The organism is Chryseobacterium sp. RR2-3-20 (assembly GCF_017808115.1).
Lineage (GTDB): Bacteria > Bacteroidota > Bacteroidia > Flavobacteriales > Weeksellaceae > Chryseobacterium > Chryseobacterium oryzae.
The window spans coordinates 1-25118 of record NZ_JADQBD010000008.1 but is presented as its reverse complement, the minus strand read 5'-3'; the positions used below and the strand labels follow the sequence as shown (position 1 = coordinate 25118).

22 protein-coding genes are annotated in these 25118 nt (G+C 34.2%); 7 read left to right on the top strand and 15 right to left on the bottom strand.

Annotation, left to right across the window (positions count from 1 at the left end; genetic code table 11):
- Positions 1-97 precede the first annotated feature (97 nt).
- Positions 98-2392 carry a GAF domain-containing protein gene (locus IV513_RS03405; protein ID WP_317196397.1) on the top strand — a complete coding sequence of 765 codons (2295 nt, stop codon included), beginning with the start codon at positions 98-100 and terminating at the stop codon, positions 2390-2392.
- On the opposite strand, the gene IV513_RS03400 is transcribed toward IV513_RS03405, so the two are convergent.
- Positions 2389-3552, bottom strand: a complete 1164-nt coding sequence (locus IV513_RS03400) for a Pycsar system effector family protein (RefSeq protein WP_209389116.1) — start codon at positions 3550-3552, stop codon at positions 2389-2391. The genes IV513_RS03405 and IV513_RS03400 overlap by 4 nt on opposite strands.
- 26 nt (positions 3553-3578) lie before the next feature.
- Here IV513_RS03400 and IV513_RS03395 point away from each other — a divergent pair, with 26 nt between their 5' ends.
- On the top strand, positions 3579-7292 hold the full coding sequence (locus tag IV513_RS03395) for a metallophosphoesterase (RefSeq protein WP_209389115.1): 3714 nt from the start codon (positions 3579-3581) through the stop codon (positions 7290-7292).
- A gap of 113 nt (positions 7293-7405) precedes the next feature.
- On the opposite strand, the gene IV513_RS03390 is transcribed toward IV513_RS03395, so the two are convergent.
- The 6 genes from IV513_RS03390 to ruvX form a co-directional block, all read right to left on the bottom strand.
- A complete protein-coding gene (locus IV513_RS03390; protein ID WP_209389114.1) occupies positions 7406-8275 on the bottom strand; it encodes a hypothetical protein in 870 nt (289 codons plus the stop codon).
- A 2-nt stretch (positions 8276-8277) separates the two neighbouring features.
- The gene (locus IV513_RS03385) at positions 8278-9357 is read right to left on the bottom strand and encodes an FUSC family protein (RefSeq protein ID WP_209389113.1); all 1080 of its coding nucleotides are present in this window, start codon (positions 9355-9357) and stop codon (positions 8278-8280) included.
- Positions 9358-10125 carry a nucleoside triphosphate pyrophosphohydrolase gene (mazG, locus tag IV513_RS03380; protein ID WP_209389112.1) on the bottom strand — a complete coding sequence of 256 codons (768 nt, stop codon included), beginning with the start codon at positions 10123-10125 and terminating at the stop codon, positions 9358-9360.
- 212 nt (positions 10126-10337) lie between these two features.
- The gene (locus IV513_RS03375; protein ID WP_209389111.1) at positions 10338-10898 is read right to left on the bottom strand and encodes a DUF5606 domain-containing protein; all 561 of its coding nucleotides are present in this window, start codon (positions 10896-10898) and stop codon (positions 10338-10340) included.
- A gap of 70 nt (positions 10899-10968) precedes the next feature.
- Positions 10969-11541, bottom strand: coding sequence for a peptide deformylase (def, locus tag IV513_RS03370; protein ID WP_209389110.1), 573 nt, complete (start codon positions 11539-11541; stop codon positions 10969-10971).
- Positions 11538-11954 (bottom strand): Holliday junction resolvase RuvX, encoded by a 417-nt coding sequence (gene ruvX / locus IV513_RS03365; protein ID WP_209389109.1) that lies wholly within the window; start codon positions 11952-11954, stop codon positions 11538-11540. Before ruvX ends, def begins: the two co-directional genes overlap by 4 nt.
- 113 nt (positions 11955-12067) lie before the next feature.
- Here ruvX and IV513_RS03360 point away from each other — a divergent pair, with 113 nt between their 5' ends.
- On the top strand, positions 12068-12544 hold the full coding sequence (locus IV513_RS03360; RefSeq protein WP_209389108.1) for a histidine phosphatase family protein: 477 nt from the start codon (positions 12068-12070) through the stop codon (positions 12542-12544).
- A 52-nt stretch (positions 12545-12596) separates the two neighbouring features.
- Here IV513_RS03360 and IV513_RS03355 read toward each other — a convergent pair whose 3' ends face one another.
- Positions 12597-14138, bottom strand: coding sequence for a serine hydrolase (locus tag IV513_RS03355; RefSeq protein WP_209389107.1), 1542 nt, complete (start codon positions 14136-14138; stop codon positions 12597-12599).
- A gap of 146 nt (positions 14139-14284) precedes the next feature.
- On the opposite strand from IV513_RS03355, the gene IV513_RS03350 reads away from it, so the two are divergent.
- The 4 genes from IV513_RS03350 (at position 14285) to rsmD (ending at position 16843) form a co-directional block, all read left to right on the top strand.
- A complete protein-coding gene (locus IV513_RS03350; RefSeq protein WP_209389106.1) occupies positions 14285-14782 on the top strand; it encodes a metallophosphoesterase in 498 nt (165 codons plus the stop codon).
- A 177-nt stretch (positions 14783-14959) separates the two neighbouring features.
- Positions 14960-15454 (top strand): Smr/MutS family protein, encoded by a 495-nt coding sequence (locus IV513_RS03345; RefSeq protein ID WP_209389105.1) that lies wholly within the window; start codon positions 14960-14962, stop codon positions 15452-15454.
- Between the two features lie 18 nt (positions 15455-15472).
- Complete coding sequence (locus tag IV513_RS03340; protein ID WP_209389104.1) at positions 15473-16189, top strand: DUF3822 family protein; 717 nt, start codon at positions 15473-15475, stop codon at positions 16187-16189.
- A 63-nt stretch (positions 16190-16252) separates the two neighbouring features.
- Positions 16253-16843: a 16S rRNA (guanine(966)-N(2))-methyltransferase RsmD gene (gene rsmD / locus IV513_RS03335; protein WP_317196398.1), complete on the top strand. Its 591-nt coding sequence runs from the start codon at positions 16253-16255 to the stop codon at positions 16841-16843.
- Between the two features lie 36 nt (positions 16844-16879).
- Here the strand turns inward: rsmD and murI are convergent, their stop codons facing one another.
- From murI to sucC, 7 genes are all read right to left on the bottom strand, one after another.
- A complete protein-coding gene (murI, locus tag IV513_RS03330; RefSeq protein WP_209389102.1) occupies positions 16880-17710 on the bottom strand; it encodes a glutamate racemase in 831 nt (276 codons plus the stop codon).
- 65 nt (positions 17711-17775) lie between these two features.
- On the bottom strand, positions 17776-18900 hold the full coding sequence (hemW, locus tag IV513_RS03325; protein ID WP_209389101.1) for a radical SAM family heme chaperone HemW: 1125 nt from the start codon (positions 18898-18900) through the stop codon (positions 17776-17778).
- A 55-nt stretch (positions 18901-18955) separates the two neighbouring features.
- Complete coding sequence (locus IV513_RS03320; protein ID WP_209389100.1) at positions 18956-19906, bottom strand: type IX secretion system membrane protein PorP/SprF; 951 nt, start codon at positions 19904-19906, stop codon at positions 18956-18958.
- A gap of 51 nt (positions 19907-19957) precedes the next feature.
- Complete coding sequence (locus IV513_RS03315) at positions 19958-21022, bottom strand: RluA family pseudouridine synthase (protein WP_209389173.1); 1065 nt, start codon at positions 21020-21022, stop codon at positions 19958-19960.
- A gap of 67 nt (positions 21023-21089) precedes the next feature.
- Positions 21090-22127: a PASTA domain-containing protein gene (locus IV513_RS03310; protein ID WP_209389099.1), complete on the bottom strand. Its 1038-nt coding sequence runs from the start codon at positions 22125-22127 to the stop codon at positions 21090-21092.
- Positions 22128-22293: 166 nt separating this feature from the next.
- Positions 22294-23499 carry an RsmB/NOP family class I SAM-dependent RNA methyltransferase gene (locus IV513_RS03305; RefSeq protein ID WP_209389098.1) on the bottom strand — a complete coding sequence of 402 codons (1206 nt, stop codon included), beginning with the start codon at positions 23497-23499 and terminating at the stop codon, positions 22294-22296.
- Between the two features lie 231 nt (positions 23500-23730).
- The gene (gene sucC / locus IV513_RS03300) at positions 23731-24921 is read right to left on the bottom strand and encodes an ADP-forming succinate--CoA ligase subunit beta (protein ID WP_209389097.1); all 1191 of its coding nucleotides are present in this window, start codon (positions 24919-24921) and stop codon (positions 23731-23733) included.
- Between the last annotated feature and the right edge of the window lie 197 nt (positions 24922-25118).

Below are 25118 nucleotides of genomic sequence, written 5' to 3'. Positions count from 1 at the left end.
AGGGTTTATTTTTTTTCAAAGTAATCATATTAAAAAACTTAAAACCAAACTGATGTTTTCTTTAACTTTGCCGAAGAATTTTTAGAGGTTTTAGATAGTGTTTCTCTCAGAAGACAATCCATTTCAGGTTTTCGTTTCGTTCAAAAAATATTTGGATGTATTGGAGCATATCCGCTATAACGACCGTTTGGAATACAGAGCCAACTATGCAGAATCTCTTATCGAAAAAGTTAAAAAAATCCCTGAATTAAGAGATGGATTTCAGGATCTATCACTGCTGGAAAAACATTCAGAACTTATTAAACTGCTGCTTGCAGATTTATTTCCTAAAGGACTTACTTACAACGAAATTAAAGCCGCCAGTGTTCCTTTGGCAAGTATTACTTTCAACTATACCGAAAGATTTAAAAACATTCTTTCGGATGCCGGAACCGATTTTGAAATTAAATTGAGAGATATTAATCCGGACGAATTTTACATCTTCTGCTGTTGTCTTATTTTGCAGCTTCACTACAACACAGATTTTAGAGCCAATTTTCCACTCTATTACGATATTCCAAATAAAAACGGAATTCTAAAACACTATAAAATTACATTTAATTCAGATTTTATTGATATCTATCCTGAAAAAGGAACTAAAATCCCCAGTTTGGAAACGGCAGAAATGCTTTTGGGAAATATTGACGACATTTCTCTGTGGAAAAAACATTTTCCGCCAAAATCCTGGATATTGCGTGGTTTTACCATCATTAGTCTGGTAGACTGTACAACGGAAATTGCACTTTCAGATTTAAAATCAACCATTATTGAAATTGATCCTGAAAACCCTGTTTCCAATGAAGATCTTCTTGAAATTTTCAAATCTTATTTTGATGTACCCGATTTGAATTTTGGCTTGATGATTTACAACAAGAAATATAAAAAACTTGAAAATCTGCCTATTTACGAGAATGTTTTTACAAGCTATATTTTAGATTTCTGGCTCAAAACCTTTAATGAAGAAGTAAGAAAAGCAACGCTCGAAAACATTACTTATAATTCTCAGCCCATTGTGGTTGGAAACGTAAATAAACTGGATGAGGAAATAAAAAAAATACCTTCTTTTCAGCTTATCAAAGAAGCCAATATAAAGAGTTTCATTATTATTCCGGTGATGAAAAATGGGGAATTGATGGCCATTATGGAATTTACTTCTTCTTTACCCAACAGTTTGAACGGTTTAAAACTTAAGAAAATGGAATTTTTCACCGAAATGATTCTTTTCTCGGTTTCCCGCTTCAACTCGGAAAGAGACAACCATATTGAAGCGATTATTCAGCGCGAGTACACTTCTATTCACGATAGTGTATTTTGGAAATTCAGGAATGAAGCCGAAAAGTATTTCAATGCATCACTCACCAGAAAAATTTATACGCTTAAAGAAATATCTTTTAAAAATCTCACTCCCCTATTCGGTTTTTCGGACATCCGTTCTTCTTCGGAAAAACGTTTTATGTTGATGAAAGAAGATCTCAACGAGCAGTTAGATGTTCTTTTGGACGTTTTCAGCGAATTCAATTCAGACTCAGAAAAATATATTTTGGCTGTTGAAATTCTAAAAAAAGAAATTAATAACGAAATAAAAGCAGATACCGAACAAAGATTTCAGCGAATGATTCAGACTGAAATACATCCTTTTTTACAGGCAAAACTGGAAACTGCAGACAATATTCAGGCTAAAGAAAAAATAAAATCCTATTTCCGGAAGATAAATACTCAAAATCAGCTATTTTATCATCAAAGAAAAAATCTGGACGAATCGATAACGTTGGTTAACCGTATGCTTGCCGATATTTTAGACAGCAGACAGAACATTGCCCAACAGATTTTCCCTCACTATTATGAACGTTTTAAATCAGACGGAATTGAACATAATCTGTATGTGGGACAAACGATTGCTCCGAATCTAGAATATTCTCAAAAACATCTGAACCAACTGCGTTTCTGGCAGCTTGAAACCATTTGCAAAATGGAAACTAAATTCAGAAAATTTCAGCCAAGCCTTCCTATTCCGCTGGATATTGCTTCTTTAATTTTTGTTTATAATGAAAAAATAGACATCCGTTTCCGAATGGACGAAAAACGTTTCGATGTAGACGGAGCCTATAATTCTTACTATGAAATCATCAAAAAAAGGCTGGATAAAGCCCGTATAAAAGATCGTGAGGAAAGAATAACCTCACCGGGAAAAATCGTCATTGTTTATTTCGGAATGGAAAACCAAAAAGAATATCTTCAATACATTAATACCCTTCAAAAACAAAACATTCTGAAAAACGATGTCGAATTATTGAAAGTAGAAGATTTACAGGGAATTTCCGGTTTGCTGGCTTTAAGGGTTTCGCTTCATTAAAGGGTTAAAAATGCGTAGGCAAATGCCAAAACAGAAATAATAATTCCTGCCATGAAAATGGTGTACGTTGTAGAAAGAAGTTTATATTTTCTGTCTAAAACTTTTCCGAGAAAATACAAATCTTTAATCATAGAATCATAAATATAATCTCGGTCTTTCAGCAAATCTCGCATAGCCAAATGAAAATCATCAAAAAGCATCTGGTGAAAGTTACCAAAAAACAATAAGTTTACTTTTCTTTTGGCAACGTCTTCTTGGGTAAAATGAGTTTTAGTAACATTAGGCTTGGTAGACAATATTGCAAAAACAATCGTAAGAACACTCGATAAAAGAAGTAAAAACGTAGGAATTATTAAATGTACATTTTTCGGAGTATCTAATTTTGGCACCAAAACAGAAAGGCATACCGAAATAATAATTGCATTTACAGAAAGCAAAATATTAGCCTTACTGTCGGCAATATCGCTTAATCTTGTATGATTATTCAAGGTAACACGAAATAAAGTATCTACGCTTCGGTCAGATTTAGAATCTTTTTTATCCGAATCATCTTTATTCTGTTTATCTTCTTTATTGAGTTTTTTCTCAAGCTTTTTTACATTTTTCATCTTCAAAGGTTCCCAGTTTTCTTGAGCATAATTGGTGAAATACCGATGCTTGTTTTTTAGGAAATCTACATTCAGTTTATCCCATTCTTCATTAGAAAAGCAGGTTCCGCCGGTAAGCTCCCACTCTTTACGCAAAGCTTCAGAAATATCGTGATAAGTAGGGCTTGCAAAATGACTGAAATCTGCATCTTTTATAATTTTCTCAGATAAATTTTTCGGCTGATAACATTTTTCAGTAGATAAAATGAGCTGATAAACATCATTTATATACTCCTGCGGATAATTTTCTTTATGCAGAAACTCTTTCATAATCTCAGCACTTCTTTTTTCGTGGCCTTCAGCATTGCAGTCGGTAAATCCCACATCATGAAACCAAATGGCAAGGATTACTTTTTCTCTATCTGCTTCAGAAATATCCGAGTGCTTTATTATTTCTTCGGCTTTGTTTACAGCACTTGTGGTATGAATAAAATTGTGATAAAAATATACAGAAGATAACTTATCTTTGAATAAGTTTTCAACATACACTTTAGCCTTGTCTAATATGTTCATCACTAAATTTTTCTAACTGTAAATGTATGAATTTATCTTCTAAATATACTCCCAAATATTTTTCTGCAATATTTCAGATCATTCTTTTTTCAGCAGCCATGCTATCTTGTCCAACCTACACCGTAAATAAAGGAAAAAATCTTCCCGAAGTACAAAAAGGAAAAGAAGAAAAGGAAAACGACTACCAGATTTTTCTGATTGGTGATGCAGGAAATGCAGAAGAAATACAGGCACAGCAGACTTTAAATTTTTTAAAAAACAAATTAGATTCTGCAGACGAAAACTCGATGGTTATTTTTCTGGGAGACAATATTTATCCACTCGGAATGCCGAAAGAAACCGATAAAGAATATCCGTTGGCAAAACAAAAAATGGAAAACCAACTTGCCATTACCAAAAACTTCAAAGGAAAAACTCTAGTAATTCCCGGAAATCACGATTGGTACCATGGTTTGGAAGGACTGAAAGCACAGGAAGACTTCGTAAAAAGCTATTTGAAAGATAAAAAATCTTTTCTTCCCAAAAACTCATGTCCAATAGACGATATCAGTCTGTCTAAAGATATTAAGCTTATTGTAATAGATTCAGAATGGGCATTAATAGACTGGGACAAATATCCGGGAATCAATAAAAATTGTGATATTACTACCCGTGACGATTTTTTCACAGAGTTTAAAGAGTTAATCATAAAAAATCAGGATAAAAGGATTATTGTTGCAGTACATCATCCTGTAATGAGTTCGGGAGTTCATGCAGGTTTCAACTCGGCAAAATCTCATCTTTTTCCTTTGAAGAGTAAAATACCTGTTCCGGGAGTTGCTTCACTTATCAATATTCTGCGAAGTTCTTCCGGTGCGAGTATGGAAGACCTCAGCAACAGCCATTACACCGATTTTGCCAACAGGATAAAAAGCATTATTCAGGATAAAGAGAATGTTATTTTGGTTTCCGGTCACGATCATAACCTCCAATATCATCAAGATAAAAACATCCGGCAGATCATTAGCGGAGCCGGTTCTAAAACCGATCCATCTACCATTGTAAACAATACAGATTTCTCTTACGGCGGTAGCGGATTTGCTGTTTTAAATTTAAAAAAAGACCAAAGTTCTCAGGTAGAATTTTTTTCTACGAAAAACAATAAGCTCGAAAAGCTTACGGAAATCTCAGTGATCGAAAAGCCCAAAACTGTTGAATATAATTTCACAGAAAACCTGCCTAAAACCCAGATTTCAACCATTTATTCAGAAAAACTTACTCAGAAAGGAAAAATATACCGCTGGCTTTGGGGAGATCATTACAGACAATATTATGCATTACCGATTGAGGCGAAAGTGCGAAATCTTTCGGATATGGATCCTGGCTATTCTCCTTTTAGAGAAGGTGGAGGCAACCAATCTAACAGTCTTCGTCTGAAAGCCGACAACGGACAGGAATTTGTGATGCGCGGAATTAAAAAAAGTGCCGTTCGTTTTCTTAACGCACAGGCATTCAAGAAAAATAATCTGGGCAATGAACTTACCAATACTTTTCCGGAAAGATTCTTACTGGATTTTTATACTACAAGTCATCCTTTTACAGGTTTAGCTGTAAATAATATGGCAGATAAAATTCATCTTTTCCACAGCAATCCAGAACTCTATTTTATTCCTAAACAAAAAGCTTTAGGAAAATACAATGAAAACTACGGGGATGAACTTTACATTATTGAAGAAAGATTTTCTTCGGATAAAAAAACGCTTCAGTCTTTGGATAATGCATCAGATATAATTTCAACTTCGGATTTATTGAAAAACATGCTGAAAGACAGCAAATATTCGGTAGACAAAGAAACATATATTCGGGCGAGAATTTTCGATATGCTGATTGGTGATTGGGATCGCCACGAAGACCAATGGAAATGGGCAGAATACAAAACCGGAAACAAAGTGGTTTACAAACCTATTCCGAGGGACAGAGATCAGGCTTTCAGCAATTATGACGGAGCAGCTTTTAAGATTATTATGAATATCCCTGCAATCCGCCACATGAAATCTTTTAAAGATGATCTTAAAAATGTTCGTTGGATAAATATGGAACCTTATCCATTAGATTTAATTCTTTTAAAATCTTCGGATATTAAAGACTGGGAAATTCAGGCAAAATACATTCAGGAACATCTTACCGACAAAGATATTGATGAAGCTTTCCAAAATCTCCCAAAAGAAGTACAGGATGAGACCCTATCGGATATTAAAAGGAAACTAAAACTCAGAAAGCAGAAAGTAACGCATTACGCAAGCCAATATTACCAGATTTTACAGGAAAAAGTTCCTTTAGCAGGTACCGTTAACCGAGATAAATTTGTCATTATCAAACATCATGACTCTGTTGATGTAAAACAATTTAAAATTAACAAAGACCAATCGGAAGAACTTGTTTTCGAAAAAAATTATTCATCTGAAAAAACAAAAGAACTCTGGATTTACGGATTGGAAGGTGATGATATTTTTGAAGTTTCCGGAACTGGAAATCCAAAAACCAATATTCGTCTTATTGGCGGCTACAATCACGACACTTATAACGTTTCGGATGGCGGTAAAGTAAAAATTTACGATTTTAAATCACAAAAAAATACGTACAATGCAAAAAACACAATCAAAAGAATAACAGATGATTATGATGTGAATACATATAATTGGAAACATCCGAAGTATAATTTTGTAGCCGGATATCCAAATGCTAATTTCAATCCGGATGACGGTGTAATTTTAGGGTTTTTAGCCAATTATACCGTAAACAATTTTATCCGAAATCCTTTTACCCAAAAGCACAGTTTGAGTGCCAATTTTTATACTGCAACAGGCGGATTCAACCTAAAATATAACGGAATTTTCAAAAAAGCCATTATGGGATGGGATGCTGCAATAGATGCTTCATATACCACGCCTTATTTCGCACGAACTTTCTTCGGTTTGGGGAATAACAGCGTAAATGATGCCGGAGAAGACGACAAAAATTTTAACCGTGCAAGAATTTCACAGTTCAGATTTGCTCCTTCTATTTCTACAACTAACTGGCTGAATTTAAAACATCAGTTTCAGCTTAGCTTCGAAAACAGTAAAGTGCAAAGAAATAACGACCGTTTTATTGCTGTTTCTTCAGATGTAAGACCGGAAGTTTTTTATAATCAGCAGTTCGCAGGAGTTAATTATACATTCAGCTTCAAAAATATGGATAATAATGCTTTTCCTACTTTGGGAATGGAATTTCTAGTTAACGCAGGTTGGAAAACCAATCTTCAGGAGCTTAACAGGAATTTCGCATCACTTTCAGGAAAAATGAGCATTTTCCATAGAATAGATAAGAAAGGAAAATTTGTTTTCGCAAATTCTACTTATGCGATGATGATTAATAATAATCATTTTGAATTTTTTCAGGCGGCTGCAATTGGAGGAAATAATGCCATGAGAGCTTACCGAAATGAAAGATTTGCCGGAAAGTCTTATCTCGCCAATAATTCGGAGATACGATGGGATTTCGGCAGAATAAAGAACAGTATTGTCCCGGTAAACATGGGAATCTTGGTAGGTTATGATGTTGGAAGAGTCTGGATTGATAATGAATATTCCCGCAAATGGCATCAAGGTGCTGGTGCAGGTTTTTGGCTGAATATCCTCGAATCTTTCTCAGCAAAAATACAGTATTTTGTAGGAGAAGATGGTGGAAGAGTTTCCGGTGGTCTGGGAATGAATTTCTAAACCCAAAAGATTATTAAGTGATAAAAAACATTAAAAAAGCATCTCAAAAATGATTAATTGAGATGCTTTTTTCGTAAAAATAATTTCAAGCTATTTCGAGATTTTACAGTTTCTTATTGTAAGGAATATTTATATACATTTCCGCCTTCTTTCTTGCTTCTTTCATCGGCAATTAGCAATGTTTTATCATCAAGAAAAACAACAGCTTCTTTTTGTGAATTGTGATTTAAAGAAATCTTGAGAATTTTGGCTGAATTAAAATTATCATTTCCAAAGCCGGATACAATATGAATATTTTTATGAGTTAGAAGTACAATCTGATTTTTAGAATTGATCGCTGCAGAAGTAATTGCAGCATCGTCATAAGTTCCTTCCAACTTAAGTCTGCCGATAAGTTTTGCCTCAAAATCACCTGCCTTATTAGGAATTTTGAATACCAAAAAAGTACCGTCAAATCCTTTGCTTCTGTTTTTTGTAAATAAATAAAAATATCCGTCTTTTTCTACAAAAGCTTCACAATCATACAGCCAGTTCGATTTTTTTGGAGGAAAATCTGTCTGACTTTCATAATGAAATGTTGTCTTTTGGATAACTTTTGTCGATTTTTGATTTTCACTTTTCAAATCAATTTTAATAATTGAAAGATTTTGCCGGTCGTTATCGTTATTACCAAAATCTCCAATATACAGATTACCATTTTTATCGGATGTAATATCTTCCCAGTCGTTATTTTCTGTGTTTTCTACCAAAACATCGGCAACTTGCTTTCCTCCCCGATCCAAACCATACACCATATTTTTATTACCGGCATCTTCTATCGCCCAAATTATTTTCTTATCTGGAGAAAGTGCAATTCCTGAAACTTCTTTAAGCTTTTTAGGCAACGAAAACTCTGTCTTTAAAACATCCGAACTGGATGAGTTCTGAGATTTCGGGTTGCAACTCCATAATAAAAACACTCCTAAAATGATTATGCGCAACATATCTATTTTTTTAATTTTTTAAACTGAAAGTAAGAATACCTCACATTTTTCTCAATGCTGTTAATTATTTTCTGATGATGGAGAAAAAAACCGGCGGTTAAACCTAATAAACTTCCGATAATGGTATCCAGAAGTCTTGCATACATTAGCGTTTCTACATCGTGATGAACTTCACTTGCTGCTTCTACCAGAAGAATCGTTAGCGGAGTAATAAAAATAACTGCCAAACCATAATTTCTTATTACAAAAAACTCGATTAAGAACTGCAAAACCGTAATTATGAGAATAATAAATATTTTTTCAGGATTAAAAAAAAGTATCAGCCATGTAAAACCAATTCCAACAAATGTTCCCAAAATCCTGTGCATATTTCTTTGTCTTACATGCTCGAAATTTCGTCCCTGAATGATGGCAACCGTTGCAATAGAAATCCAGTAAGTATTTTTAAATTCGAGAAGATGCCCTACCACCAGTGTAAGGGCCATAAAAAAACCGATGATGGCGCTTTCTACAAATTTTGTATATCTTCTTTTATTAAAACTTCTCCTCGGAACCATTACCACCTTACTTTTTGCGATAAAAACAGAATAGATAAATGCAAGCGAACAGGAAAGAATAGCTCCCATTGCTACCAATCCTACCCTTGTGGGAATCATCTCCAAATCGAATTTATAGGTACTTGCCATTGAAGCCATCATGATGAAGAAAAAATTTCCGGGAGGGGGAATTTTAAAGTAAGAGGTAATAAAATGGGCAAGAAAAGCAACAATTCCTACAGAAAGAGCTGCAAAATAAATATTAAATCCGAAAAAAGAGCTTACTGCAAACGATAAAATAATTCCGAAAGCACAAACGGCAAGATGAATCATTCTCTGCGTGATAGGTGCAGATGTAAAGTATAAAATGGTTAATGCTCCCAAACTTGAAAGAGCACCATAATTGGGCTTATCTAAAAAATATCCTATAAACAGACAGCTTCCTATGCATAATGCTGCCAAAAAAGGAAAATGCCATTTTCTTTCTGTCTGTTTGAATTCCAATAAATATTGAAATCTATGATGAGCGGGATTCTGAACTTTCATTTATTGCAAAAGTTTAGCTTTTTCCCACAAAACATCCTTTTCTTCTAACGATAATTCTGCAAGATTCATATTATTTTCAACCGCTAATGTTTCCATTTTTTGAAATCTCGAAATAAACTTATTATTGGTTTTCTCCAGTGCAGAATCTGGATTGATGCCCGAAATCCTTGCATAATTAATCAACGAAAAAAATACATCACCTAATTCTGTTTCTTTTTTTTCGGGATCTGTTTCCTGATGAAATTCTTGTATTTCCTCATCTACTTTTTTCCAGGCATCTTCGGCATCATGAAATTCAAAACCAATTCCTTTTACTTTATCCTGAATTCTGTATGCTTTTACCAAACTCGGAAGACTCTTAGGAACTCCGCCTAAAATAGATGTGTTACCTTCTTTCAACTTCAGTTTTTCCCAGTTTTGTTTTACTTCTTCTTCATCTTTCACAGTTGTATCTCCATAAATATGAGGATGTCTGAAAATTAATTTTTCATTTAAGGAATTAATTACATCTGCAATGTCAAAACTCTGTTTTTCTGAACCTATTTTAGCATAAAAAACAAGATGAAGAAGCACATCTCCGAGTTCTTTTTTAATCTCCTGCAAATCGTTTTTCAGAATCGCATCAGAAAGTTCGTAGGTTTCCTCCAGAGTTAAATGTCTTAAAGATTCTAAAGTCTGTTTTTTATCCCACGGACATTTTTCCCGAAGATCATCCATAATATCGAGTAATCTTCCGAAAGCGTCCAGTTTTTCTTGTTTGGTATTCATAATTAAGCTTGAAACTAATGCAAATTTAAGGTAAATCTTTAGTTTTTTTATCTTTAAATAAAGAACCAAAAGTTCAGAGTTTGTAAACCTTTTAAAAAAGTTACTTATTTTAAATTTCTTATTACTCTGTTTACATCATTTCCTATAGCCATTATAAAACAAAAAACCTTATCATTACTGATAAGGTTAATATGGTAAATTTCAGGATTAAATTATCCCATTTTTCTGTGTGTACTTTTCGCAGCTGCTTTTGCACCTGTATTTGCTTTTACTTTTGGTGCTGCTGGTTTTTCAGCTTTTGGTGCTGCTTTTTTTGGAGCATCTTTGTCTAAACTTATTTCTTCTGCTTTTTCTCCATCTAAAGTTTCCGGTTCTGCTTTTACAAAACTTTCCGGTGTGATGTATCCTGCTTTATGAAGAATATTGTACCACTGAGCCAGTTTTTTAATATCAGAAGTATATACTCTGTCTGTATCGTAATTCGGAAGCGATACAGTCATAAACTCAGTAAGTTCTGCATCTGAAGATTTGTGAGAAATAGTTTCTTTATATTCTGTATTTTTTGCAATGTTTTCGAATACTTCAAACAAAGGAACTTCTTTGTCGAATGTAAACATCGCAATATTATCCAAAAGACTTACCTGACTGGAGTTTCCGATGCTTACTTTTTTCTTTGAAGTAACATCTTCAATGATAAAACCGTTTCTCAACTGCGATACCAGTTTATAAAGACCTGGTTTTCCCGAAATCGAAATTATTTTTTCTAACAGCATAATTTTTATTTTTTTAATTTCAACAAAAGCTTTCGGCTTTCTATTTATTATTTACTTTGTTTATGTTAATCTATTTTGGGAATCTCATTTTATAACTGATAGAGACATCTCCCTGAGTAATCTTGGCAAGTTTGCCTTTTACAAGTTTTTTCTTCAGTGCACTTAGATGATCCGTAAAGAGAGTACCCTCGATATGGTCGTACTCATGCTGAATTACGCGGGCTCTAATATCGGAAAAAGTTTCTGTATGCTTTACAAAATTTTCATCAAAATATTCGATTAAAATGGTGCTTTTTCTTTTTACATCTTCTCTTACATCCGGAATAGAAAGACATCCTTCATTGAATTTCCATTCTTCGCCCGACTCTTCTAGAATTGTTGCGTTGATAAAAACTTTTTTAAATTCTTTAAGTTCCTCGGCAATATCTTCATAATCTTCGTCTTCAGCCAAAGGAGTTACATCTATAACAAATAATCTGATGTCTAACCCAATTTGCGGTGCAGCAAGCCCTATTCCGTTTGCGCTGTACATGGTTTCAAACATATTATCAATCAGCTCCTGAAGATCAGGGTAATTTTTATCTATTTCTTTTCCGGTTTTTCTCAGAACCGGGTCTCCAAAAGCTCTTATCGGTAAAATCATCTTATTTTCTGTTCTAAAAAATTCTGCAATATAATGGTTGCACTTACTTTATCTATTAATCCCTTCTGCTGTCTCTGCTTTTTAGATTTTCCACTTTGAGATATAAAAAACGATGCCATTTTAGAAGTAAAACGCTCGTCTAATCTTTCAACCTTAATATCCGGAAACTCACTTTTAAACTTTTCGATAAAACTTAAAATATCGGTTTCTACCTCGGAAATCTGTCCTTTTAAATCTATGGGAAGTCCTACCACAATTGCATCTACTCTATTCTTACTGAAATACTGCGATAAAAAACTCATCAAAAAATGTGTTTCCACAGTATCTAATCCGCTTGCAATAATCTGCATATCATCTGTTGTTGCAATGCCGCAACGAGCTTTTCCATAGTCTATTGCAAGGATTTGTCCCATAAGTCTGCAAATTTAATAAAATTTACTGATTTTATCTGTAACACAGTTTTTTTTATAAAATCACATTTATTAATTAATTTTTCTTTAATTTTATGTTGCTCAAAATCAATGCTATGAAAAAACTAATACTCGTAAGACATGCAAAAAGCGACTGGCCGGAAGAAACAGATGACTTCGACAGACCTTTAGCAGACAAAGGTCTTCAGGATGCTTTAAAAATGTCTAAACATCTAAAAAACAGCAGTATTAACATAGATTATTTGGTTTCGAGTCCTGCGGTAAGAGCATTGAATACCGGGAAAATCTTTAATGAGGCTTATCATTTAGATTTGGTAACCAATGATAAACTTTACAATCCTTCAGAAAATAACTTTCATTCTGTTATTTACGATCTTCATGATGATGTAAATTCTGTTGCTATTTTCTCGCATAATAATGGAATTTCAAATTTTGCCAACTCCATTACAGATCATATTTTTCATTTTCCGACCTGTGGTGTTGCCGGATTTGAAATCGACTGCGATTCGTGGTCTCAATTCGAAGGAGCAAGAAAAAAACTTCTTTTCTTTTACGAACCTGCTAAAATTTAATTCATTCATAAAAAAAACGGACTCTCGAAAGTCCGTTTTTCATTTATAAAATTTATTTTCTTTTTAGATCCAAATCATCAAAATCGAAGCTAAAATCGGTAACATCTGAAATAGCTTTCATCTTTGCAGATTCTGCCTTGCCGTTTTCATCATAATTAAATATAAGATAAGCATCGGCATCATAACTTCTGTCATCCCATTTAATGATGAAAGAATTATTGGAAAAAGGAAGCAGTTCTCCTTTTAATCTTGGCGAATTTTTACATGAAATTCTGTATGTATTTTCTATTGAAGAAATCTCTATATCGCCAAACCACTGGTCATTATACGTTCCTACAAACTGCTCAGGTTTCGGATGTAGATTTTTCTCTTTTCTGAATGCTTCCGACTTAGCAAATGCTTCCTTTTTCTGCTTACTGTATTCTCCGTCTGCTTTCTTCATTCTTTCGCTGTAAGTTTTCAGCCAGTTTCTGTCTGCAATACCAAGATAAGAATCTTTCACAGTATTGGTAATCGTGTTGAAAGCTGCACCCGACTGCTGATTGGTTAAAACAACAATTCCCAGCTTCATATCGGGGATTAATGTAAACTGCGTTACAGTTCCATTTAAACCTCCTGTGTGCTGAACTTGTTTATGACCTTTTACATCGCTTAAAAACCAGCCCAATCCGTAACCATAAAAATTGGTATCATAAGGATTTTTTAGTGAAACCGGACTGGATATTTGTAAACTCCAGAGCTGTTGGATATTTTTATCTGAAACCAGTTTTTTACCATCTTTTGTTGTAAAATTATTCAGAAGAAATTGTGCCCAGGTTGTCATGTCTTTAATATTACTCATAATTCCTCCGGCTGCGTTGGCAGTTTCATTCCAATCGTGAGGAATGGCTACCGCTTTACCATCTACCGGTGCGTGTGCATCAATTTTATTGGCAATCGCTTTTGCTCTGTTATAACTTCCGAAGCTTGCATTCATCCCAACTGGTTTCATTATTCTCTGTTCGATAAATTCTGCCCAACTTAGTCCGGAAATTCTGGTAATCACCTCTCCTGCAACGATAAACATGATATTATTATAATCTAAAGTTGTTCTGAAAGAATTTTCAGGTTTTAAATACCTCACATTGTGCACAATATCTTTTACCGTTAAATTTCCACCTTCAGGAAAAAACATTAAATCTCCCTGCCCAAGACCTAAACCAGTCCTGTGTGTTACCAAATCTTTAATCGTCACATTTTGAGAAACATAAGGATCATACATCTGAAATTCGGGAATGTATTTAGAAACTTTATCATCCCAATTCAGTTTTCCTTCGTCGGATAAAATGGCAAGTGCAACACAGGTAAAAGCCTTTGAATTGGAAGCTATTCCCACCAAAGTATTGTCGTCCATCGGAAGTTTTGTAGTTAAAGAACGAACCCCAAAACCTTTGGAAAATACCGTTTTTCCATCTTTAATAATTCCTACAGACATTCCCGGAACATCAAATGTTTTCAAGGTATTCTGAATTAACTCGTCCAGTTTTTTTTCTTCAACTTGTGCAAAAGAGATTAAAGAAAAGACAATAAAGAAGAAAGATAAATATCGCTTCATATTTTTTTTAAATTTTCTCAAATTTAATCAATTCAGTATTATTGAGTAAATTTGTTTTTAGATTAAAACCAGAAATAGATCATTAAATTAATTTTTGAATTTACATTGTTCTAAATCTGAGTTTTCCATTTAAAAGCTACTATTCTATGACTAAAATTCTGCTTCTTTCCGACACACACTCTTATATTGATGACAGAATTTTAGATTATGCGAAGCAGGCTGATGAAATTTGGCATTGCGGAGATTTCGGAAGTTTTGAAATTATAGAACAACTCGAAAAAACAAAGCCTTTACGAGGTGTTTACGGAAATATAGACGGAGCAAAAATCCGTTCTGAATTCCCGGAAGTAAATCGTTTTATGTGTGAAAAGGTAGAAGTAATGATGATTCATATCGGTGGTTATCCCGGGAAATATTCACCTTTAGCTAAGAAAGAAATTTCAGAAAACAGTCCGAAATTATTTATTTCGGGGCATTCTCATATTCTGAAGGTTATGTATGATGAAAAAAACAAACTTCTTCATCTGAATCCCGGAGCTTGCGGAAAACAAGGATGGCATACCATGAGAACAATGTTACAGTTTGTAATAGATGGTGAAGAAATAAAAGATTTAGCCGTGATTGAATTGGGTAAAAAAGTTTGAATTCTTATTTTTGCAGAGTTCAGTTTTACCCAAAGTAGTATTGAACGTCATTTGATTGGTGTGAAATATTTTAGCCCTGATTGTAGCGGTTACCCCGCAACTGGAAATGGCAAATGCAATGGAGTGAGGAGTATGAGCGGAAAGCAGGTTCCCGGCTCCTAAAAAAAATAATATCGTGTGAAAATTGGAGATAAAGTTTCTGTGGTAGATGAAGATTTAGGCGGGGTAATTACTTCGGTGAATGGGAATACTGTTGTTTTTAAAGATGAATATGGCTTTACACATTCTTATCCGAAACAAAAACTGGTCCCGAAAAACGCTTCAATCTACGATAACATTGAGATCGTTAAAAAAGCAGAACCCCGAAAAATAAGTTCTAAAAAGCACGACAAAAATCCATTTGTTTTGGATCTTCATTTTCATTATTTAGTGAAAAACACTAATGAATACGATAGTTTTGAAAGACTTTTTATTCAAAAAGAAAAACTGCTGGAAACCATTAGTTTTTGCAGAAAAAACCATTTGAAAAAGCTCGAAATTATACACGGAATCGGTGATGGCGTTTTGCAGAAAATGGTATTAGACGTTCTCGAAAGCCAGACTGGTCTGGATTTTTATAATAAAGACATTCTGCATCATCAATCGGGTGCGGTAATGGTAGAATTTCACTAAATTTGCAACAATTGCAATATGAACGTACTACATTTACTTTTTACAAAAGACGGACTTATTTACCAAATTGCTAAAAATAAAAGCATTCTGGAAGAAAATTCTTTTTTCGTGAACGAAGAATCTCCAGAAAATTATATTCTCGGCAAACTGGAAGAAGTCTTACTGAAGCAGAGATATGACGAGGTTTCTGTTATTTCTGCCCTCAACCATTTTACCTTGATGCCTGAAGGTTTTGAAAATCATGACTCTGGATATGATTTAATTGCCTTTAACGCACCAGTAGACAAAGAAAATGAGGAGCTGATGCTTTCTGTGAATAAAAAATTCAAAGTTCAGTTTTATTATACTTTTCCGAGAAATTTTTACAAAAAAATAAAAGATCTTTCTATTCCTGTAAAGTTTAATTTTTCGGGAGAAAAGTTTCTGAACTCAATCAGCAATAAAAACAGCAAAGAAATCCACATCAATCTCTACCATAACCAATGCGAGTTTTTTGCTATTCTGAATAAGAAAGTAATTCTCTACAACAACTTAGATGTAAATTCTGAAGTAGATTTTCTTTACTTTGTGATGTTCACACTTAGTAAAATTGGGTTCGGGATAAAAGAAACCAACTTTTATGTTTACGGAGAAACTACCGAGAACGAAACATTTATATCTGAACTTCAGAAGTTTGTAAAAAATCTTAAAGTAGTTTACGATAATATTCCGAATAAGAATTTTATCCTAAATTAGGCTTAGAATACAGATTAATCTCAGATTTCCTGTTATCTATTACCTATTACAATTCAAAAACCCATTACAATGTACAGAATCATTTCCGGAAAATGGAAAGCAAAGAAAATAGCCGCACCAAAACATTTTGATGTAAGACCTACCACAGATTTCGCCAAAGAGGCACTCTTCAGTATTCTGGAAAACACCTACGATATGCAGTCTGTTTCTGTACTCGATTTGTTTGCAGGAATCGGCTCCATAAGTCTTGAATTTGCATCTAGAGGTTGCCAAGACATAACCTCTGTGGAGATGAATCCCAAACACACTTCTTTTATTAATTCTACAGCATCAGAATTGGATATGAGCCTTCAAATAAGTACACAACGTGGTGATGTGTACGATTGGCTGAAAAAATTCAGAAATAAGAAATCTTTTGAGATTGTTTTTGCCGATGCTCCCTTTGAAACGGAAGAAAAAAAGTATCAGGAACTTATTTCATTAGTGCTGAATAACAAATACCTTAAACCCAACGGCGTGCTAATTGTAGAACACCAAAGCAGACTGAAACTAGACCATCCCAACTATAAATATACAAGGAAATACGGAAATGTGAGCTTCAGTTTTTATGAACCTAATGCAGAAGAAACTGAACCAGAACTTTCCGCAGAATAAAAAAATCGGGATTCATTTTTTTTGAATCCCGATTTTTTATAATACTTTCAGCTCTAAATCTATTGTTTTACCGAAGAATTTTTTAGAGATTTTTTCGAAATTTTTCGTGATATCCGAAAGATAGAATTGGTATACCGGATGTGAATTGTTTTCATTCAGCAGATGATATTTATCTAAAATAATCTTGAGATGACTTGCAACAATATTCGGAGAATCTATCACTCGTACGCGGTTTCCGTAATACTGTTTAATTTCATCAATTAATAACGGATAGTGAGTACAGCCTAAAATCAAGGTTTCAATATTCTTTAATTTACTGTTGCTTAGATAATTATAAATTATCGCATGAGTAATAGGATGATTTTTAAAGCCTTCTTCTATGGCAGGAACCAAAAGAGGAGTTGCCAGTTCATCTACTTTAATAAATTTATTGTGCTTTCTTATACTTTTCTTGTACAAACCAGAATTTACCGTTGCCTTCGTCGCAATTACGCCCACATTATTATGAATTTCGTATGAAACCTTTTCGGCTACAGGGTTAATAACGTCAATAACAGGAACTTTTCCGGCTACAGATTCCATCACTTCATTCAAAGCATTTGCTGTTGCTGTATTACATGCAATTACAATCGCTTTACAGTTTTGTTCTAGAAGAAAATTAGCAATTTTTGTAGAATATCCTATAATTGCTTCTTTGGATTTCTCACCGTAAGGAAGATGTTTTGTATCTCCAAAATATATTAAATCTTCGTTTGGAAGCAGTCTTTTAATCTCTTTAGCCACAGTAAGTCCACCCACTCCACTATCGAAAATACCGATGGGCTGTTTAGACGAAAGATGCGAATAATCTTGTTTTTTAGTTTTCAAATGCTTTGAAATTTAATGCAAAAATACTTAAAGATTTTAAATCTGAGATTCGGGATTAAAGATTTTTAGACCTGAAATAAATCCGCTGCAATTCCGTCTGCCATAAACCAATGTTTTTCAGGAATTTTGAGGTGATTATTTTCAATTTCCAGAATTCCTTCTTCTATTTTATTCTGAATTTCTTTATTAAAATAATTCAAAATGTTTTCTGAGAATTTCTGATTTAAATTTTCTAAATCTACCCCCCAAATTGTTCTTAAACCAATCATCATCATTTCGTTGAACTGATCCTGCTCTGAAAGAATTTCGGTTTCTTTGGCTAAAATATTAGAATTCAGTTTCTTTATATATTGCTGATTATTGGCAACATTCCAGCTTCTTACATCTGTTCCGTTATAAGAATGTGCGGAAGGGCCAATTCCCAGATATTCTTTATACTTCCAATAGGCAGAATTATGCCTGGAATGAAATCCAGGTTTTGCAAAATTGGAAACTTCATAATGTTCAAAACCATAATCTTTTAAAAAATCGGTCATGTAATAGAATTCCAGATTCTGATCTTCTTCTTTCGGAGTAGAAATTTTACCTTTAGAAACCCAGTTTTCTAAGGCTGTTTTAGGTTCTACCGTTAAAGCATAAGAAGAAATATGAGGAATTTCCAGGGCAATCGTTTTATTGAGATTTTCTTTCCAAATTTCCAAATTAGAACTTGGTGAACCATAAATTAAATCGATACTTAAATTATCAAACCCAAAATCCTGAGCTCTTTTAATAGAGCTTTCTGCTTCCGAAGCGTTATGTGCACGGTTCATGAGTTTTAAATCTTCTTCAAAAAAACTTTGTGTTCCGATGGATAGACGGTTTACCGGAGATTTTGAAAGATCTTTCAAAAAAGTTTTATTAAGATCATCAGGATTGGCTTCTAAGGTGATCTCAATATCTTTTTCGAAGCTGAAATATTTTAAAACCTCATCAATTAAAGAATGAATTTCATCGGCTGTAAGAATGGAAGGTGTTCCACCTCCAAAATAAAGAGATTTTAAGCTATTGTTTTTCAGTTCTTCTTTGCGGAGAAAGATTTCCTTTTTCATTGCAGAAATCATTTCATCTTTAAATTGTAAAGAAGTAGAAAAATGAAAATTACAGTAGCTGCACTTCTGTTTGCAAAAGGGAATGTGAAGGTAAATCATAAATAAAAAAGCTCTGAAAATTTCAGAGCTCAAATGTATTCAAATTAAATTGATATTAATATCTAAATCCTCTATGATTGATAAAGTTGTCGAAGTTATAACCAAGACCAATCATGAAGCTATTTCCTCCGTAAGTCTGAATATCGGACATCCCAAGGTTATAAGTTGCTCCCACCATAAACTTGTTGAATCTTACTTTAACAATTGGTGAAATGCTTAACTGCTGATTATCGAATCTGTTTTGTACTGTTCTGTAACTTGCACCGATTGAGAAAGCGTTGATGTCGTTAGAAAAAGTTGCCATCAAGTTGAAATCTGTCATTCTCGTAGAATTGGTATTCAAATTAACCAAAACAGATGGTGTAAGAGCGATGTTGTCTGCCAATTTCCAATCGTATCCTAAATTCAGGAAGAATTTAATTGGAGAAGGCTCGTAATTGTTTACAATAGCCTGATCGTTGCTTAAAGCGATATCATTTACCGAAACACCTCCATAAATCCCTCTGTATGTAGCAGCCAAACCGAAGTTAGCATACACCATAAAGATATTACTTTCATTACCTTGTAACAAAGGATCGTAACCATCTTGAGTATTAATTTTAGAATAATCGAAATTCATATTATAAAAATTAACACTTGTACCAAAAGAAAACTGATCTTTTCTTTCCCCTTCACTGCTTAATGGGATAAAATAAGAAGCTCCCGCAGTAATACCACCGGCAGAAATAGGACCGTTGCTGTCTCTAAAAACAGAAATACCAGCTCCAACTCTATCAAAAATATTAGCGTTAATCCCCACAGACTGTACGTTTGGAGACTCGCTGAATTTTGAAAATTGTTGCTGATAATTTAGATTAAGCTGTACATAGTCAGTTTTACCGTATTGTGCAGGGTTGAACAGGAACTCACCATCTAAAAGATATTGCTGATAGTATGGTAATGATTCTTGTGCTTTGTATGCATTCGACAAAAGAGCTAAACATACGATAGCATATAGTTTTCTCATAACAAATCTTGATTTCAATTCAACAAATATAAAAAAAATCTCAATATATTTTTAGTTTTCTAAATAATTTCTCCATTTTTTTACGGCATCCGCCATATCTTTAGGCATAGGGCTTTCAAAATACAATTCCTTTTTTGTTGTGGGATGTATAAAACCAAGTGTATGTGCGTGCAAAGCATGTCTTGGTAAAACTTCAAAAACATTTTTAATGAACTGTTTATACTTTGGGAGATTAACCCCTCTTAAAGCTACATTTCCTTCATATCTCTCATCATTGAATAATGTATGACCGATGTGCTTAAAATGAGCCCGTATCTGATGTGTTCTTCCGGTTTCGAGTTTACATTCTACCCAAGTCATGTATTTAAATCTCTCTAACACTTTGTAATGCGTTACCGCATGTTTTCCTTGGCTTCCGTCTACGTAAGTATACATCTGCATTCTGTTCTTCGGATGTCTTCCAATATGCCCCGTAATTGTCCCCTGATCTTCCTGAACATTTCCCCAGACAAATGCCCAATACAGCCGTTTTGTTTTTCTTTCAAAAAATTGTTTAGCTAGAAAACTTAAAGCATATTCATTTTTAGCAATTACGAGAAGTCCGGAAGTGTCTTTATCGATTCTGTGCACCAAACCTACTCTATCCAGATCAGATTTTTCGCCATTATTTTGAAAGTGGAAAGCTAAGGCATTTACTAAAGTCCTATCCCAGTTTCCAAATCCGGGATGCACAACCATTCCGGCTTCTTTATCGACCACCACCAAATCATCATCTTCATATACAATATTAATGGGAATATCTTGCGGAATAATAACGTTTTCTCTTGGAGGATGAGCGAGTAACACAGAAATTTGGTCACCCGGTTTCACTCGGTAATTTTGCTTTACCGGAATATTGTTTACGACAACATTTCCTGCTCTGCAGGTTTGAGAAATTTTATTTCTTGAAGAGTTTTGTCTGAAAATCTGCAGGTATTTATCAATTCTTAAAGGCTCCTGCTTACTATCCACCGTAATATTGAAGTGCTCATAAAGGCCTTTGTTTTCGTCATCAAAATCGGATGTTTGAGAATCTGAAAATTCTTCTTCCAAAAATTCTTCGTTATCTTCTGTCATCATATTAATTTATATAAAAAGCTTCAACATTATTTCAGTTGAAGCTGTATTTATATTTGAAATTATATTAATTAATAATTGGTTTTTTCGCCTTGGGTTTCTCCTCAGTTCCCGAAGAAGGCGTAGCTGATGCTTTAGGTTTTTCAGCCGGTGTATTGCTTTTTCCTGAAGTTCCGCCCGAAGGTTTTGTATTTTCTGTTTTTGGAGCTTCTTTTTTCTGATGAACCACAGGTGCAGGTTCCTTTATTTTTGGTTCTTCTACTTCCGAAACTTCTTCATATCGGATGGGCGGAAGTGTGGTATCTACTTTCATACGATACATAGAATTAAGCTCATCAATCTTACTGCGAAGTTCGGCAGGCGTTTTTTTACTTGCCCACAAATCTATCTGCATTCCCTGATCACGAATATCTCCCGATGCAGGATCTTGATAATAAACGATATCAGAATCACTATTACCTCCGTCTTCATGGTTTACAGCACCCAGTTCGAAAAGATTTTTGGCAATAACCATTTTAGCTTCTTTTACCGTTAAACCTACCACATTAGGCACACCAATATTTCTTAGAGGACCAGAACCTACTACAACGTCTACCAAAGAAAATCTTGGGATTTTTGTACCAGGGTTCACAGGATTTCCTTTAAACAAAATCCTTAAAACAGCATCTTTCTGAATGCTTGGCTCATAGATAGTATCCGAAACCTTCAGACCAACCTGTTCTAATCTTTGGAATGCAAGACCAGAATATTTATTGATAACATCCGGAATTGCAACAGGAGCCCAGCTTTTAGGATTTACCATAAGCTGAATTGCTCTTCCGTCTTTTACGCGGGATCCCGGAGACGGATATACTTTTAAAACCTGAAGCGGTTTGTATTTAGGATCGTAAGCAGCACTGTCTACTTCATAATCTAACCCGGCATCTTCTAATATTTTTACAGCATCGTGCACCGATTTATTCATCACGTTAGGAACAGGAACCTCTTGTCCGTGATTGGTGTGATATTCTAACCATCGGAAAGTAAGGTAAACAAGACCTACAAAAACACCGATAGCAAGAAGTAAATTGAGTAAAACTTTCCAGTTGAAAAGTGATTTAAGCATATTTTAAAATACTTTAATATTAAGGCAAAGATAAATAATAATTTTATAATGAAGTTTTTTATTCTCAGGATTTCGCGAAACAGGAAATCACGAAAGAGTATCATCCTTATTAAAACAGAAAACTACTTTACCAACGATAAAGCAGTTTGTCTTTGTATTGTTAAAATTAAGAAACCCTTTCTATTAACGCCATATAAAACCCGTCGTAACCTTCACTTGGCATTACTTTTTCGTCTTTTATGAGTTTAAAATTAGGATTTTTCGAAATGAATTCCGCTACCTGTTCGTTATTTTCGGAAGGCAGTACAGAACAGGTTGCATACACCATTTTACCCCCAACTTTAAGCATTTTAGAATAATCTTGAATTATCTGCTGCTGTTCTTTTTTTATTCTGTCTATAAAATCCTGATCTATTTTCCATTTACTGTCCGGATTTCTTTTAAGAACACCCAAACCAGAACAAGGTGCATCTATTAATAAACGGTCTGCTTTTTCATGAAGACGTTTAATTACTTTGTTATCTGTAATCGTTCTTGTCTCAATATTATGAGCACCCGCTCTTTTTGCTCGGCGTTTAAGCTCTGCAAGCTTCCAATCGAAAATATCCAAAGCGATAATCTGACCTTTATTTCCCATTAACGCAGCCAAATGAAGCGTTTTCCCTCCTGCTCCAGCACAAGCATCAACAACACGCTGACCTTCTTTAACATCTAAAAAATAGGCGATTTTCTGTGATGACGCATCCTGAACCTCAAACAAACCTTCTTTAAAAGCTGTGGTAAGAAACACATTCTTTTTTTCTTCAAGCTGAACGGCATCTGGATAATTTCTTACGGGATAAGAAACTACGTTTTCATCAGATAAGTCAGAAATTAATTCTTTTGTAGTTGTTTTTAAAGAATTGGCTCTTAAAACAGTAGGAGCCTGTTCATTTAATGCCATCATTTCTTTTTCCCACTTAGAACCCAGCTCCTTTTCCAGAGTTTCTGCAAGCCATTCGGGAATAGAATGCTCTATAGCTTTGGTAGGAACAGTTCCTTTTTTGAGTTTGGTAAGAATATCTGCGATTTTTATTCCGTCGAATTCCTCAAACTTTTTATAATTGGTTTTACTCCACAAGAGATAAGCCAACATCAGCTTATAAACATTGTTTGGCTTCACTCCTTCTCCCATGTAATATTCTAAACGTTTTTTCCAACGGATGATATTGTAAAAGATTTCAGAAACAACAGCTCTATCCTGACTTCCCCATTTTTTATGGGCTTTTAAAAGTCTTTCTATAACTTTATCTGCATATTTATTTTTCTCAAAAAAAGTTTCCTGCAAAGCATCGTGAATTCCGATTGCGAGGTTTCTGTGTATCAATTCCATAGGGAAGTTTTAAAAATTTAAATTCGGATAATGTTCCAAAATTTTTGCAAAAATAAGCATTTTTAATGAGTGTTTCCGGATTCTGTTTCTCATTAAATGTTTCATTCGTATGATAATTGCTTTTATACGCAGTGTTTTTAACCTTGTAAATAATTGAACAATTAAAAGATTTCACATAAAAAAACCGTTTCAAAATTGAAACGGTTTGTAATATTGTTAAAATTTCGGTTCTTACGCCAAAACTTCTTTTACCTTATTAGCAGCTTCTTCTAAAGTAATTGCAGAGTGAACCGGAAGACCAGACTCATCAATTAATTTTTTAGCTTCCACAGCGTTAGTTCCTTGTAATCTTACGATCAACGGAACAGGAAGGCTACCCATAGCTTTGTAAGCATCTACAACTCCCTGAGCAACTCTATCACATCTTACAATACCTCCGAAAATGTTAATTAAAATAGCTTTTACGTTTGGATCTCTTAAGATAATTCCGAAAGCAGTCTGTACTCTCTGTGCATCTGCAGTTCCTCCAACGTCTAGGAAGTTTGCAGGGTTACCTCCAGATAATTTAATGATATCCATTGTTGCCATTGCAAGACCAGCTCCGTTTACCATACAAGCAACGTTACCATCCAATTTCACGAAGTTAAGACCAGCTTCACCAGCTTCAACATCCATTGGATCTTCTTCTCTTGTATCTCTAAGTTCTGCTAAATCTTTGTGACGGAACAATGAATTATCATCCAAAGTTACTTTAGCATCTACAGCAATAATTTTATTGTCTGAAGTTTTCAAAACAGGGTTAATTTCGAAAAGAGAAGCATCAATTCCTGTATAAGCAGCGTAAAGATTAGAGATGAATTTTGTAAATTCTTTAAAAGCATTCCCTTCAAGACCTAAGTTGAAAGCAATTTTTCTAGCTTGGAAACCTTGAAGCCCCAATGCCGGATCAATAATTTCTTTGTGAATTAAATGAGGAGTTACTTCCGCAACATGCTCAATATCCATACCTCCTTCAGTAGAATATACGATTGTATTTTTACCTTCAGCTCTATCTAAAAGGATAGAAACGTAAAATTCTTTAGTTTCTGTTTCTCCAGGATAATATACATCTTCTGCAACCAAAACAGAATTTACTTTTTTACCTTCAGCAGAAGTTTGCGGTGTTACCAACTGCATTCCGATGATGTTTTGAGCGTTTTCTTTAAGTTTATCCATATTCGGAGAAAACTTAACACCACCACCTTTACCACGACCTCCTGCGTGGATCTGAGCTTTTACAACCCATCCTTGTGCTCCGGTTTCAGCAGTTAATTTTTCAGCAGCTGCTACAGCTTCATCTACGTTGTTTGCAACGAAACCACGTTGGATAGCTACTCCATACTTTGATAAAATCTCTTTTGATTGATACTCGTGAAGATTCATATTATTTTTAGTATTTAATTTTTTAAAAGTTTAAAGGTTGACAAATTTACTAAAAATGAACAAAGCAGGAAAGAAATTTATTGATGTTTTAAATTAATTTTGATTATCCGTTTTTAATCATAACCCTGTAATGTTAGCAATAATAAGCCTTTCAAAGAGGCTATCTCCAAAATATCTTCGATTTAGCTTGTAGATGA

Coding starts and splice junctions, on each gene's coding strand:
- IV513_RS03340 (WP_209389104.1), top strand. CDS start 15,473: ATGAACGTACTACATTTACTTTTTACAAAAGACGGACTTATTTACCAA.
- IV513_RS03400 (WP_209389116.1), bottom strand. CDS start 3,552: ATGAACATATTAGACAAGGCTAAAGTGTATGTTGAAAACTTATTCAAA.
- ruvX (WP_209389109.1), bottom strand. CDS start 11,954: ATGGGACAAATCCTTGCAATAGACTATGGAAAAGCTCGTTGCGGCATT.
- IV513_RS03305 (WP_209389098.1), bottom strand. CDS start 23,499: ATGGAATTGATACACAGAAACCTCGCAATCGGAATTCACGATGCTTTG.
- IV513_RS03390 (WP_209389114.1), bottom strand. CDS start 8,275: ATGTTGCGCATAATCATTTTAGGAGTGTTTTTATTATGGAGTTGCAAC.
- hemW (WP_209389101.1), bottom strand. CDS start 18,900: ATGATTTACCTTCACATTCCCTTTTGCAAACAGAAGTGCAGCTACTGT.
- def (WP_209389110.1), bottom strand. CDS start 11,541: ATGATTTTACCGATAAGAGCTTTTGGAGACCCGGTTCTGAGAAAAACC.
- IV513_RS03385 (WP_209389113.1), bottom strand. CDS start 9,357: ATGAAAGTTCAGAATCCCGCTCATCATAGATTTCAATATTTATTGGAA.
- IV513_RS03310 (WP_209389099.1), bottom strand. CDS start 22,127: ATGCTTAAATCACTTTTCAACTGGAAAGTTTTACTCAATTTACTTCTT.
- IV513_RS03355 (WP_209389107.1), bottom strand. CDS start 14,138: ATGAAGCGATATTTATCTTTCTTCTTTATTGTCTTTTCTTTAATCTCT.
- IV513_RS03375 (WP_209389111.1), bottom strand. CDS start 10,898: ATGCTGTTAGAAAAAATAATTTCGATTTCGGGAAAACCAGGTCTTTAT.
- mazG (WP_209389112.1), bottom strand. CDS start 10,125: ATGAATACCAAACAAGAAAAACTGGACGCTTTCGGAAGATTACTCGAT.
- IV513_RS03395 (WP_209389115.1), top strand. CDS start 3,579: ATGAATTTATCTTCTAAATATACTCCCAAATATTTTTCTGCAATATTT.
- IV513_RS03315 (WP_209389173.1), bottom strand. CDS start 21,022: ATGACAGAAGATAACGAAGAATTTTTGGAAGAAGAATTTTCAGATTCT.
- sucC (WP_209389097.1), bottom strand. CDS start 24,921: ATGAATCTTCACGAGTATCAATCAAAAGAGATTTTATCAAAGTATGGA.
- IV513_RS03350 (WP_209389106.1), top strand. CDS start 14,285: ATGACTAAAATTCTGCTTCTTTCCGACACACACTCTTATATTGATGAC.
- IV513_RS03320 (WP_209389100.1), bottom strand. CDS start 19,906: ATGAGAAAACTATATGCTATCGTATGTTTAGCTCTTTTGTCGAATGCA.
- IV513_RS03360 (WP_209389108.1), top strand. CDS start 12,068: ATGAAAAAACTAATACTCGTAAGACATGCAAAAAGCGACTGGCCGGAA.